The 15,725-nt window shown below is 44.2% G+C and carries 2 protein-coding genes; both read left to right on the top strand.

The features are described 5' to 3' along the window. The first annotated feature begins 3 nt into the window (after positions 1 to 3). Positions 4 to 8,715 (top strand): SDR family NAD(P)-dependent oxidoreductase, encoded by an 8,712-nt coding sequence (locus ACNFN4_RS14905; RefSeq protein ID WP_448200280.1) that lies wholly within the window; start codon positions 4 to 6, stop codon positions 8,713 to 8,715. Beyond that, on the top strand, positions 8,708 to 15,712 hold the full coding sequence (locus ACNFN4_RS14910; protein ID WP_448200281.1) for an SDR family NAD(P)-dependent oxidoreductase: 7,005 nt from the start codon (positions 8,708 to 8,710) through the stop codon (positions 15,710 to 15,712). Before ACNFN4_RS14905 ends, ACNFN4_RS14910 begins: the two co-directional genes overlap by 8 nt. Positions 15,713 to 15,725 lie beyond the last annotated feature (13 nt).

The raw sequence follows: 15,725 nt of genomic DNA on the forward strand, positions 1-15,725 counted from the left end.
TTTATGAAAGAAGCCCGTCATATTAGAAAAAAAGTACTTTCTGACATAGAAAGCGGCATCATTTCTTTGGAAGAAGGAGTAAAGCGGATACAGCAGCTTGGTTCTCATTCCGCAGGGGGTAACGGACAGGCGATATATTATCAGACGGTCTGGCAGCGGACAGATCTCAGCATTCATGTAAAAGGCGGCCGACGTGAGGGCAGCCTTTTATTATTTGATAAAAATGAAATTGTGAGAAATGAACTTGCTGCATTGCATGATACAAGGGTTATTTTGGTTAAGCCGGGGAAAGAGTTTCGAAAAACCGGGGACGGTGTATTTGAAATCGACCCCCGCTCTGAAAGAGATTACATAAACCTGTTAGGATGGCTTATAGAAGAAGAGAAGTCAGATATACGGGAAGCGGTGCATTTATGGTCAGACATGCCGTTTGAAAAGACTGAGAGAGCGATTCGTGAACAATGCGACAGCGGAGTCTATTCTTTGTTTTTACTGCAACAGGCGCTCTTCAAAAATAACTGCCGCAAACCGATCAAGCTGTTATACGGATATTTTTCGCATCTTTCTGGAGAACAGCCTCTTTACGCGGCGGCAAGCGGATTTTTGCGGACATTGCAGCTGGAAAATCCGTTAATCTCAGCAAAAAGCATTGAATTGGAGCAGTCAATAGCAGCCGTTCACGCGGCTGATATCATACGCAATGAGCTGAGTGATTTCCAGCCTTCAGATGTAGAGATCCGTTATAAAGACATGCAGCGTTATGTTAAACAGCTCAAAACGTATGAACCCGAAAAAAATTCCGGAAGCGGAGATGTGCCGCTGAGAGAAAATGGAGTATATATTATCGCAGGAGGCGCGGGCGGATTAGGATTTACCTTTGCAGAATATTTGGCTTTTCAAACAAAATGCTGCCTTGTTTTAACGGGGAGATCTCCGCTTTCAGATCATATAAGAAAACAGCTGAGACGATTAGAGGATGCCGGTTCTTCAGCTGTTTATGTTCAGGCTGATATTACCAATAAGGAAGAAGCCGAATATGTAGTCAAAAAAGCCAAAACTTCTTATGGAAAAGTAAACGGGGTCATTCAGGGCGCGGGAATCATCCGTGATTCTTTCCTTCTTAACAAGTCACGAGAGGAATTCGATCAGGTAATCAGACCGAAAGTATTGGGTACGATGTGGCTGAATGATGCTGTTGAGAAAGAAAATCCTGACTTTTTCATTTGCTTCTCCTCTACTTCCGCAGTGTTGGGAAATGTCGGGCAATCTGATTACGCGTTCGGAAACAGTTATATGGATCATTTCATGAATATGCGTTCTGCCCAGGATTCTGATACGATTTCTCTCTCTCTGAACTGGCCGCTGTGGAAAGAAGTCGGCATGCAAGTGGATGAGCGCACGGTAGAGACAATGAAAAAGGCGGGTTTTTATCCTTTAGAAAAAGAAGAAGGTAAAGAAGCGTTTGCAGTCGCATTGTCCTCCGGTTTTTCGCAATTTACTGTATTTTACGGAGATGAGCAAATTGACAATCATGTTCATCAATTATATGAACGAAAAGACAATATTCCGGCAGATGAAGGAACAGGGAGAAATATCGAATCATTTGATTCAGAGAAACTGACAGCTGAAACATCTGATTTTATTATAAAAATGATTGCTGCAGAATTCAGGATGCCTGCGGACAAAATAGATGCAGAAGAGGCATTGGAAAAATACGGACTTGATTCCGTTATGATTATCAATATGACGAATGAGCTTGAAAAACATTTCGGCGCGCTCTCAAAAACGCTGTTATTCGAATATCAGACTGCGGCAGAATTGTCACAGTATTTCGTTGAGGAGCACAGGGATACTCTTCTTCATAAACTCCGGTTAGGAGAAAACGGGAGCAGCACCCCATCTCAGAAGAAAAAAGACAATAAACAGACAGCCGAAGTTAACGGGAAACAGAAAATCCAGATGAAAAATCAGGTGCAGCAGCAGGAGAAGTATCATGACAATGATATCGCGATTATCGGTATCAGCGGACGTTACCCGATGGCAAATGATCTTGATACTCTGTGGGAAAACTTATTGAACGGTAAAGACTGTATAACTGAGATACCTAAGGATCGGTGGGATTCGGGGCTGCACTATCAGCCCGCAGCGGGCGATGAAGTAAAAAACCAAAGCAAATGGGGGGGATTTATTGACGATGTGTATCATTTTGATCCGTTGTTCTTTAATATTTCTCCTGCCGAAGCTGAATTAATTGATCCGCAGGAGAGACTGTTTTTAGAGACGGTTTGGCACACCATAGAAGATGCGGGGTACGCAAAGAAAACGCTTGAAAGAAAAAACGTCGGTGTTTTTGCAGGGGTTATGTACGGCCAATATCAGCTGTACAGCGTTGGTCACGAAGCGGCCGTTTCTTCCTCATATGCATCAATCGCCAACCGGGTATCCTACTTCTTTAATTTCAGCGGGCCAAGTATTGCTTTGGACACGATGTGTTCCTCATCATTAACGGCTGTTCATTTTGCCTGTGAAAGTTTAATCAGGAATGAATGTGAAATTGCAATTGCAGGAGGCGTCAATTTATCCATTCATCCTCATAAATATGAACTCCTGACCCAAGGCGGATTTTTATCCAGTGATGGCCGGTGCAGAAGCTTCGGTTCAGGAGGAGACGGCTATGTGCCGGGAGAAGGAACAGGTGCCGTGCTGCTGAAACCCGTAAAAAAGGCTATTGCTGACGGTGATCAGATTTATTCAGTTATTAAGGCAACAGCCATCAACCACGGTGCTAAGACGAATGGATATACCGTGCCGAATCCCAAAGCTCAAAGTGAGGTCATTACGAGAGCCTTAAAAAAAGGATTTATTGATCCAAACAGCATCAGCTATATAGAGGCTCACGGAACAGGCACCGCGTTAGGAGATCCGATTGAAATCACCGGTCTGACCAAAGCATTTTCAGGTGCCGAACGCGATAAGAAGACATGCGCGATCGGGTCGATTAAATCAAATATCGGACATCTTGAGGCTGCTGCAGGCATAGCGGGCATTACGAAAGTTATTCTTCAAATGAAACATAAAACAATTGTTCCGTCACTGACTCATTCTGCTGAATTGAATGAAAATATACCGTTTCAAAAAACACCTTTTTATGTACCGGACAGTGCCGAAAAATGGGAGTCATCCGTTCCCAGGCGTGCCGGAATCAGTTCTTTCGGGGCAGGAGGAGCTAATGCCCATATTATTTTAGAAGAATTTGCGGATGAAGCTATCTCTCCTCTCGTGGCTGAAGAACCTGAACAGCTTTTATTTGTTTTTTCTGCAAAAAACGCCGACAGGATGGAAGAATATGTAAAACGCGCAAAAGAACATATAGCAGCCAGAGATTATCAGTTGGAAATACTTAGAAATACAGCATTTACTTTACAAACCGGCAGAGAAGAAATGCCGCACAGATTGGCTGTTATCGCCTCCACAAGAGATGAATTGCTTAAAAGACTGACAGATTATACTCTCGGAAACGCGATGGATCATATTTTTACAAGCGGCAAAGACACAACAGAATCTCAAAGGATGAATAAAGCTGAAATTGAAGAAGCAGTCACAAACAGAGATCTTGTGAAGATTGCTGAATACTGGGTTGCCGGAAACGGGGTAGATTGGCCGTCACTTTATAAAGGTGCTACTCTGAGACGGGTATCAGCACCCGGATATCCATTTGCCAAAGAGCTGTGCAGAATAGATGCGCAAAATACGGGAAGCCGCCGGATGAACGGTAATAACGATCTGCATCCTTACATTTCATGCAATATATCTGATTTTAAAGCACAGAAGTTTCTTATCAATGTAAGCGATACCGATTTGTATATAAAAACAAAGTATCAAGACAAGGAAATGTTTCCGTTTCTCAGCCAGATTGAAATGGCGAGAGCTGCCGGAGCAATGGCTTCAGGGAATCCGATTATTAAATTAACAGAGCTCTCCTTTAGAGAACCGATGTTACAAAGCGGAAGCAATGAGCAGATCCGGATTGTATTAACCCCGGATAATCAGGGTGCATCGTATTCTATAGAAAAACAGAGCGACTCATCCATTTATTCCTCAGGGCGGCTCGAATTAGAAGGCGGGGCGTACGAGAACGGAAATATTCATCTTGAGCCGTTCCTGTCTCAGCGCGCAGACCGCATACCGTATGAAGCATTTTATCAGCGGCTTGCCGAATTCGGATACAGCTGCAGTGACAGTCTGAAAGCCGCAGAGCAATGTGTCAGCAGGAACGGACAGGTACTTTTAAAGATAAAAGCAAAGGCCGAGCCGAAAGGGTGCATAATCAAACCGGAAGTTATTGAGAGCGTATATCAAGCCGTCATATACCTTGCGGGGGAAAATGCCGGAGAGCTCCCGGAAAATATTAAAGAATGTACGATTTTTGATCATGAGACTGAACCCGTTTATGTATATGCAGAACAAACTGAAGAAAGCGATTCGGCTTATGATGTGTATGTATTAGACAATGCCGGCGGGATTTTGATGGAACTGAGCGGACTGATTTTTGGCGGAAAGCCTAATAAAAATGTACGTTTTTATGAGCATAAGTGGGATCAAAAAAACCCTCTGATTGAAATGAAAGATAGGGAGCCAAAAACAATTCTGGTCTTTGCAAAAGATGAAGCATTGGCTGGAGCTCTGAAAAATCAATCAGACAGCCGTGTCATTCTCGTCACGCCGGATCAGCGGCAGACCGATCAAAATCTGCTGACATTCTGTGTAAACCCGGAAGTGACGTCAGATTATATTCGTTTATTCGAAGAATTGGAGAAAAAGGGGTTTTCTCCGGATGTCATCTTGCACACGGGAGAAACATTTTACGCGGGTGACCGCCTTCTCAGCGGCCTGGAATCAATTTTTTATTTATTAAAAGCGCTGAGCGCCCGCAGTGACGCCTCTCTTTATCTTCATTCTCTGCTTCTTGTTCACTCTTTTAAAGAAGGCGTGAATGATCCGTATACGGGCGCTCTTGCAGGCTGTTTAAAAACGGCGAATATGTTGGTGCCATCCGCAGAGAATGTGAAGTCAATCGGTTTTTCAGAACGTATATCAATTGAAAAAATGGCTGAATTTTGTCTTAACGAAATGGTTTCAGGCGTGGAACGGCAGGCGGAAGAAGTTAAATATATAAATGACAAGAGGTATGTTAAGACATTAAAGGAGTATGTATTCAATCATACAGAGCACCCTCATCAGCTGAAACAGGAAGGGATTTACCTCATAACGGGCGGTTTGGGCGGTCTGGGCCTGATTTTCGCAAAATATTTAGCCTCTCAGTATCAAGCAAAATTAGTATTGACGGGAAGGTCACCGTTAACAGCTGATAAACGACATAACATTGACCGGCTGCAGGCGCTTGGAGGAGATGCGGTATATTATCAAGCTGATGCCGCAGATCAAAAGACGATGGGACGGGTCATAGAAGAAACGAAACGGACTTGGGGCTCCATTCAAGGTATTATTCATTCAGCTGGTCATGCCGATGATCGGTTATTTACAGAGATGAATCTGACTGATTTTTCAGAAGGCATGACTGCTAAAATTGAAGGAACGGTATGCTTAGATGAATTAACGAAAGATGAGCCGCTTGATTTCTTTATCGTATTTTCTTCTATTTCTTCGGTCTTCGGAGATTTTGGACAGGTTAACTATGCGTTGGGCAATTATTTTCAAGATCAATATATAAATTGGAGATCCGAACAGAGCCGCCGGCAAGAGAGACAAGGCAAGAGCATTTCGATTAACTGGCCGTTGTGGCGTAAAGGCGGAATGCATTTAAACAAAGAAGCTGAAGAAGCATATCTTTCCGCATCCGGGTTTGATTATTTGGAAACGGAAGAAGGGATAGCGGCTTTTGAGACGATTTTGGCAAGTGACTGTCCGCAAATTTCGGTTGTTACCGGGGATGCCGGAACAACACCAGCAAAAAAAGATCTGCCGTATCAAAAAGTAAATACGCTTCCGGTTCGTCAAGAGGAAATTTCTTATACAGCACCGGCTTATACAGACAATGTCCTGGAAGAACTGAAGCAAATGGTATCGGAATTATTGAAAATTAACATTGAACAGCTGGATACGGCAGAGAATTTCGGCAATCTCGGCTTTGATTCTATCAGTTTGAAAACATTAGCTGTCCGACTGAATAAAAAATACAAGCTTAAGCTGACACCTGCCGTTTTCTTTACTTACAGCCATATTAAGTCTCTTTCAGAATTTCTAAACAGTGAACTGCGTACTGTTGCAAAAGGGAATACAGATGCAGAAAAAAACATTTCTGAAAAAAGGAAAGTAGTGCACGCTGGGAAAACCACCGGGAAAACCGTGAAGCCGCCGCGAAGTTTTCCGTTTGAAAAAAAGACAACAAGACAGGCTGACCTTCATCCAGAGAAGCAGCCAGTTGCCATTATCGGGATGAGTTGTGTTTTTCCGGGATCAAAAAATGCAGATGAGTTTTGGATCAATTTAATCAATGAAAAAGATTTGATTCAGGAAATTCCCCCGGATCGCTGGGATTGGAAAAAATACGCCGAAGGCAAAGGAAGCAGCGAAGTACATTCGAAATGGGGCGGCTTTATCACAGATGCCGATAAATTCGATGAGGCGTTTTTCAATATTAATCCGCGGGAAGCAGAACTCATGGATCCTCAGCACAGAATTTATTTGCAGGAAACCTGGAAAGCGATAGAAGATGCGGGTTACAAAGCTTCAAAGCTGTCTGGCAAAAATATCGGGGTGTTTACGGGCATTCAATTTAATGATTACCGCCAGCTGCTGATGAGGCATTCGGACGGGGCGCACGCGTTTGCGGGAACCGGAAACAGCCAGGCGCTCATCAGCAATCGTGTATCCCACTATTTTAATTTCAGAGGTCCGAGTGAGTCCATTGATACAGCCTGCTCAAGCAGTCTTGCAGCAATCCACAGAGCTGTGCGCTCGATTCAAAATGGTGAAAGTGAGCTGGCGGTAGCAGGCGGGGTTTCGCTGCTCTTAGATCCAGTCACGCATATGTATACTGATAAACTCGGTATTTTGTCTAGGGACGGCCGGTGTAAGACGTTTGATAAACTTGCCGACGGTTATGTCCGCGGTGAAGGTGCAGCTGTTCTGTTATTGAAACCATTGCAGGCGGCAATGAATGACAGAGACAATATTTACGGAGTCCTGAGAGGAACCGGAGAAAATCACGGAGGAAGATCTGCTTCATTGACCGCTCCGAACCCGGAAGCTCAGGCTGAACTGTTAACGTCTGTTTACAAAAATGCCGGTATTCCTGTTGATACGATATCTTATATTGAAGCACACGGAACCGGGACAGAACTGGGAGATCCGATTGAGATTGAAGGCTTGAAAAAAGCGTTTGGATCTTTTGAGCCGCGTTCAGGAAAGAATAATGACCAATATTGCGGCATCGGTTCAGTAAAAACGAATATCGGTCATTTAGAGCCCGCCTCTGGAATGCCGGGGCTGATTAAAGTATTACTATCCATGAAGTATAAAACATTGCCTGCCACACTACATGTCAAGGAACTGAACCCTTATATTCAATTAAGCGGAACGCCGTTTCATATTGTCACTAAAACAATAAAGTGGGCCAGATTAAAAGATCGAAAAGGAAATGAAGTTCCGCGCCGTGCCGGAGTCAGTTCCTTCGGATTCGGCGGGGCAAATGCTCATGTCATCGTGGAAGAATTTGAATACGGACAAGATAAAGCAGTAACTGCCGAGCGGGAACAAATCATTGTTCTATCGGCCAAAACAAAGGAAAGGCTGATGGTTAAAGCCAAAGAGTTAACAACATTTTTACATGAAGAACGATCAGTTCAATTCAGTCAGCAAGAGGTGCAGGAACGTGATTTACAAGAGGCGGTTCGGGAAGCGGCAGCGGGTATCCTGCGTTTAGATACCGCAGATATAGATGCAAAGACACCTCTTTCGGAATTCGGATTTGATCCGTTGGCTTATTCCGAATTAATCTCTTTTATAAACCAAATGTACGGCACAGAAATATCACTTGACATATTTCAGGAATTAAAGACACTGAGCGAGCTGTGCCGCTATATCAGCCGCATCCGGAATCGATCAGCTGATAAACCGCATAACGGCAATTTTAGAGAAAAGTCCGGATTCGGTCTTGAAGAAATAGCATATACGCTGCAAACCGGAAGGGAACCATTTGAATGCCGCCTTGCGATCACTTGTTCGAATGCCGGAGATCTTCTTGAAAAATTAAACGGTTACATCCAGGGGAGCAGGCTGCAAGGTGTTTATGAAGGAAATGTAACGGATTTTGATAGTCTGTACGCTCCTTTATTCGGCGGCCCCGAAGGTCATGCATATGTTCAATCACTGATTCAGCAAAACAAGCCGGCCAAACTGGCTCAGTTGTGGACGATCGGTTGTGAAATCAGCTGGGAAGACTTGTATGAGGAGGAACTCAAACCGGTTAAACTGTCTCTTCCTCTTTATCCTTTCAGCAAGAACAGACATTGGATTCATTTAAATAAAGATGAAGCGCAGAAGGCTGAGGCTTTCTCGAACACTGAGCTTCACAACTCAAATAAAGATACAGCAGATGGAGAAATCATGTCGCTTCTTGAAAAAGCACAAACAGGTGAGATGAATACGAAAGAGACGTCAGAGCTGATAGAGGAGTTGCTTTTCCATGAATGAAAAAACGATGCAAATTGAGCAAATCGTGAAAAAGGTGAAAGAATGCAGCCTGACGCCTGAAGAAGGGCTGGAATTCATTAAGAGCTTGGGGAAAACCCATCTATATGAAATGGTATGGGATAGACATGAATTTAAAGGCAGTGAAAAATTCCCGCATACGAAAGAGCCAATTTTATTTTTTTGCGAAGACGACAGCATGTATACCGTAATGAAGAGGCAGCTTGAAGGCTATGAGGCACCTTTCATTTACGTGACTTCCGGCGAGCGTTTCGAAGATTGCCGGAACGGTCGTTTTACAATGAACTTTGCAAAAGATGAGGATTATGATGCGTTATGCGGGGTTCTGCGTTCTCAAAATATAAAACCCCGCCATATTATTCATTTTTTGGCTGCCGGGCTCTTCAAAAATACGGAAGATGCAATGAGAAAGCAGCTCAATGAAAGTCTGTATTCCTTGTTTCAAATGTTTCAGGCCTTCATGGCGAACAAACTTTGTCCGAAAGCAGAAATTTTGTACCTGTATGAAAATACCGAGGGCGAGGTTCAGCCGATTTATAACGCGGTTGAAAGTTTTCTTAAGACCGTACAGGCCGAAAATCCGAATTTCACATGTAAGGCTGCAGAGCTGAAATCAATGTTTGACGAGCCGTTTACAAAGCAGCATATTGCAGATGTCATCTCTTTTGAATGGAACAATCAATGTAAAACGGACCACTTTACCTGCTATGAGCCGAGGCATTATTATAAAAGGCAGCTTCAAAGAGTAAAAAAAGAAGATGGGGAGAAACAAAGTTTCAGTGTAAAAAAGAACGGTGTGTATTTAATTACGGGAGGAGCCGGCGGTCTCGGGTATCTGTTTGCTGAATATCTGGCGAAACAGGCAGAAGTCAAGCTGGTATTAACCGGGCGTTCCCCGGCCTCCCGTGAAACGGCGCAAAAATTGAGCGCTCTTGAAAATCTTGGCGCTGAAGCCTTATATGTCCCGGCAGATATTTCAAAGGAAAAAGAGACGGACGCTTTGATTAAGCACATTAAGCAGACATTCGGAGAATTAAACGGAATTTTGCACAGCGCCGGACTTGTTAAGGATGCATTTATCATAAAAAAAACGAAAGAAAGCATAGAAGAAGTTATAGCGCCTAAAGTATTCGGAACCGTTTGGCTGGATAAAGCAGCTGAAGAAGAGCCTCTTGATTTCTTCGTTATGTTTTCATCCCTTTCGGCCGTTCTGCCTAATGCGGGTCAAAGCGACTACGCCTTCGCTAACGGATGTATGGACGGATTCACCCAGTATCGAAGCATTAAAGGACGTCCCGGGAAAACACTTTCTATTAATTGGCCGTTATGGGATGCGGGCAATATGACAGTCGGGCCGGGAGAGCTGCAAGCTTTAAGACATGCAGGGCTGGAACTTTTATCCGCCCAAGCAGGGCTTGCCGCTTTTCAGGACAGTATGAGCCGCTCTGCTTCTCAGCTGGCTGTTATCAGCGGAGACAAAGATAGAATAAGTGAATTACTCTCAACTGATCATAAAGAAATAGAGACTGTGCCTGAAAACAACAGTAATCTGCCGCAATTAAATGAAAGGGATCTGAAAAAGCAAACGGTTCGTCTTTTGACAGAGATTGTCGGTGCGGAAACGGGAAGACCGGCGGACAGTATTTTACCCGAGGATACGTTTGACCGTCACGGAATTGATTCTCTAACGATTTTAGGTCTTAACTCCCGTCTGGAAAAATATTTTGGAAGAGTGTCTAAGACTCTTTTCTTTGAATACAGCAGTGTTGAAGAGCTGTCAGAGTATTTTCTTGAACACTATCATCATGAGTTGAAGAAGGCGTTTTTACCGGCAGCCGAACAGCGAATTGATCATTCGGCTCCGGCGAAACGGGAGAAGCTTTCCGTTTCCCGCATACCATCCGCACCTTCCGAGGAAGATATTGCAATTATCGGTATAGCCGGCCGCTACCCGATGGCGAAGGATGTGGAACAGTTTTGGGAAAATATTTCTTCCGGAAAAGATTGTATAACGGAAATACCGAAAGAGCGCTGGGATTTTCGGAAATATTATCACACAGGTGACAATGCCCGTCATGACAGCAAATGGGGAGGTTTTATAAAAGACGCTGATAAATTCGATCCGCTGTTCTTCTCAATTTCGCCCCGTGATGCCGAGTTAATTGATCCTCAGGAACGGTTATTTTTAGAGACAGCGTGGCACACGTTTGAAGATGCGGGTTACACAAAGAAAAAGTTGAAACGGCATAAGACAGGTGTATTTGTCGGTGTCACCTACAGCCACTATCAGTTATTTGCAGCCGGTGCTTCAGATGATGAGGAACGTCAGGCGCTCTTGTCTTCTTATTCGTCTATCGCAAACCGGGTGTCATATTTCTTTGACCTGCACGGACCCAGCCTTGCAATTGATACAATGTGTTCTTCTTCACTTTCTGCTGTTCATTTTGCATGTGAAAGTATAAAAAGGGGAGAATCCACCCTCGCTATTGCCGGAGGAGTGAATTTATCCTTACACCCTGATAAATATACTTTGCTTTCACAAAATCATTTTGTTTCAAGCGATGGGCGCTGCAGAAGCTTTGGAGCGGGAGGAGACGGATATGTGCCGGGAGAAGGAGTCGGGGCCGTTCTTTTGAAATCGCTTTCTGCCGCGAAGGCTGACGGGGACAGGATTTACGGTGTGATTAAGGGAACATCTGTAAATCACGGCGGAAAAACAAACGGATACACTGTGCCAAATCCGGGCGAGCAGGCAAACGTCATCAGTGAAACTCTTGATAAGGCGGGGATTGATGCAGACAGCATAAGTTATATTGAAGCGCATGGCACCGGGACATCTTTGGGAGACCCGATTGAAATTTCAGGATTAACCAAAGCTTTGCACAGCTCGAAAAGCGATTATCGTTGTGCAATTGGTTCGGTTAAGTCAAATATCGGACACCTAGAGGCTGCGGCGGGAATTGCTTCTATTACAAAAGTGCTGATGCAAATGAAGTATAAACAGCTTGCTCCTTCCCTTCATTCCGATCACTTAAATCCTAATATTGATTTTGGGGAAACACCGTTTTACGTGCAGTCTGAACTGACCGATTGGGAGACGCCGCAAAATCAAGCCAGAAGGTCAGGCATCAGTTCTTTCGGCGCTGGAGGATCTAATGCCCACATTATCATCGAAGAGTATAAGAATGAAGAAAAGATGGAAACGGTACAGAGCAACAAGACGCAAATTATTCTGCTTTCTGCCAAAAATGAAGAACGGCTCAGACTCTTGATTGATGCATATATAAAAGAACTGGAGCCAAAAACGTCATTAGCTGATGCTGCGTACACCTCGCAGACCGGGAGAAACGCTATGGAAGAGCGGCTCGCTGTTGAGGTTAGCAGCATTGACGATCTTCGCAATAAGCTGACGATGTATTTGCGGTCAGATCATAAGTTAAACGGTTTATATAGGGGAAAGGCCCGCCGAGGCACCGGTCAAAAGGATGCCCTGTCAGCCGCTCACTTTAATAGTGCAAGAGAAATGGCCATTCACTGGGTGAACGGAGGAGACGTTCACTGGGAAGAGATGTACACTTCGGAATTACCGAAGCTTATCTCTCTTCCTGCATATCCTTTTGAACGGAACAGATATTGGGTGCCTGCCGCAAAAGCAGCACAGAAACAGAAAAAAACAGGCGTACCGCAGAGTTTGCCCCATGCACCGACTGACTTATCATTTGATGTATTAAAAAAATCGTGGAAAAAACAAAAGGCTGCGCCTTCCGCTTTTACGAAAGGACAGGTGATGATCCTGGCTAATAGTGAAAGTGAGCGGCTTGCATTCGAATTGTTTGATTCAGACCCTATGATTGAAGCCGCTGTCATTTGCGCAGATAACTGGGATCATTCGGATGGGGAAGCCAAAAAAACGGCTCTAGCGGTCATAGAAGAAAATCCGGAAATCATCGGCATGATTGACCTGTCAGATTTGCGGAGTGATCAAAACGGGGCACGCACCGGCACAATCGGGAAGCTGACACTGCTGCAGGAAATCATAAAGACACGTAAACAGCTTTTCGTTTTACATGTGACCAGAGGGCTGCAGACATTTCTGAATGACAAGCCGTCGTTAGCCGGAGCCGAAACAGCCGGACTATATAAAATGCTGAGTGCGGAGTATCAAAAGATAAAATCAAAAACAATAGATGTAGACGGACATGTCGGGACTGCGGCGGAATTGAGACAGGTAATCACAGATGAAGCTTGCGCTGACGGGCTGTATAGTGAAATCTGCTACCGGAACGGTGAACGTTATATTCCATACGTCGAGAAATTACATGCAGCGGAAATAAACCGGAAACTATCCGGTCTGCCAGTATGCCGTACGGATCAAACCCTGGTTATTACAGGGGGAACAAGAGGGATCGGAGCAGAACTTGCCAGACATTATGCCGGCAAGGGAGTCAAAAAACTTGTGCTGATGGGAGTAACCGACCTTCCGGAATCTGATAAAATAGCCGGCATGTTAAAAGACACCGATGAAAAGTCACCTCTTTATTCGAAATTACAACTGCTGCATGAGTTGGATCAAAAGGGAGTTCAGGTGGAAGTGTATTCCGGGCCGCTCACGGAAAAAGAAACATTACAACGCTTCTTTTCAAAGGTGAGACTGAAGTTCGGCAAAATCGGCGGGGTCATTCATTGCGCTGGTGCAGCCAATCATTCGAATCCGGCTTTTATTCATAAATCTGATCAAGAAATAAGAGAAGTATTTGAGCCAAAGGTACAGGGGATGCAGGTACTTCATGACATTTTTATTGATGACAAACTTGATTTCTTCATTTTGTTTTCATCTGTTGCGAGCGCTTTTCCTTTATTAGGCGCCGGAACAAGTGACTATGCCGCGGCGAACGCTTTTATGGATTACTTTGCGGCGTATCAGCATGCAGCCGGCAGAACATATTATCAATCAATTAACTGGCCGAGCTGGAAGGACATTGGGATGGGCGAGGTGACAAGTCCATCATATCAGGCACTTGGTTTACTTTCTCACTCAACAGAAACAGGTATTGCCATGCTGGATGAAATGATGACGATAAACGGATACCCCTGCCTTATACCGGCAAAGACACATCCGGAGAAATTCATGCTGCAGCAGCTGCTTCAGACAAGAATTCAAGCTGCTAAAAATAACCCGGATGCTGAGGAAAAAGTGATTTCTGGTCAGGGAGACAATGAATCCATTATCAGGAAGTTAATGGAGATCTTTTCCGCGGAGCTGAAAATACCTTACGGGAATTTAGATCAGGATACGTCTTTTGCGGATTACGGAGTTGATTCAATCTTACTGGTTCAGCTTGTCAAAAAAGCGGAAGATGTATTTCAAATAAAAATTGAACCTTCAGCTTTTCTGGAGTATCCGAGTTTTTCACAACTGGGCGTCTATTTGAACGAGTTATTTGCAAGTGAGGGGATCAGTCCTCAAATTGATTCGGAAAACATTGAGGTTCGGAAAAAAGAGCAACATATAAATCAAAATGCTTCCGAAATACGGGACAACGGATCACAAATACAACAAACCAGTCTGAACCAAATCGCTATTATCGGAATGGGCTGTGAGTTTCCGGATGCTCCGGATACAGAAACGTTCTGGACAAATTTGAAGAAAGGACAAAATAGTGTCCGCGAAGTCCCGGCGTCGCGATGGGATATTTCTTCATACTACTCTGACACCTATGAAAAGGGAAAAAGTATCAGTAAGTGGGGCGGATTTCTTCAAGATATTGAGTCTTTCGATCCCGCGTTTTTTAATATGAACAAAAGTGAGGCATCAGAGCTTGATCCGTTAATCAAAAAATGCCTTGAGGTCAGCGTCCAGACATTGAGAGACGGCGGCTATACAAAAGAAGAAGTATCAAACAAAGAAGTCGGCGTCTTCATCGGTTCGCGGACCGGGACGTTTATGTCCAAAATAGGTTCCCCTTCAAAAAATACGATCGTGGGTATAGGACAAAATTTCATAGGCGCGCATATCTCACACTTTTTTAATCTGAAAGGACCGAATCTGGTTGTAGACACGGCTTGTTCTTCTTCATTGGTCAGCGTCCATCTCGCTTGTCAAAGCCTGATGTCAAAAGAGTCAGATATGGCGATTGCGGGCGGAGTTGACATTTTGCTGGATCAAAAGCCTTACGTCATGCTGAGTGAGGCTCGGGCGCTTTCACCTGAAGGAAAATGTCATACATTTGATGAGAAGGCAGATGGATTTGTACCGGGAGAGGGATGCGGCGCAGTCCTTTTGAAAAGACTTGATGACGCCCTTGCCGAAGGTGACAGAATTTACGCGGTAATTGACTCATCCGCGGTTAATAATGACGGACAGACAATGGGAATGACAACACCTAATCCGAAAGCGCAAAGCGCAGTGATAAAAAAAGCCCTGAAAAAAGGCGGAATTGATGCAGATACTCTCAGTTATGTCGAGACGCATGGCACCGGTACGATGATAGGAGATCCGATTGAATTAAAAGCGCTGACTGAAGTGTTCCGGGAGGTTACGGAAGAAACGCAATTTTGCGGAGTAGGCAGCGTAAAAACGAATTTCGGACATTTAATGAGCGCAGCGGGGATAGCGAGTATTATAAAGGTTGCCTTATCCATAAAAAATCAGATGCTCCCGCCGACATTACATTGTAAAACGCCAAATCCGCGTTTTAAATTTGATCAGTCGCCATTCTTTCCGAACACGTCTTTAAAAGAATGGCGTCCTAGAAAAGGGGTTTTGAGAGCCGGAATCAGTTCTTTTGGATTCGGGGGCACGAACGCACATATGATATTGAGCGACAGCCATCTCACATTAGGATATGGAGAGACAAAAAGACACCCGCTTTCTCCGGTTATATTCAATAAGGAACAATGCTGGATCGACAATGGAGAAACTCCAGAAAAGGAAGAGTCAGAATTGCTGATTCCTTTACTTGATTTCAAAGAATTATAAAGAAAAGAAAAGG

Source organism: Bacillus sp. N1(2025), from assembly GCF_053470005.1.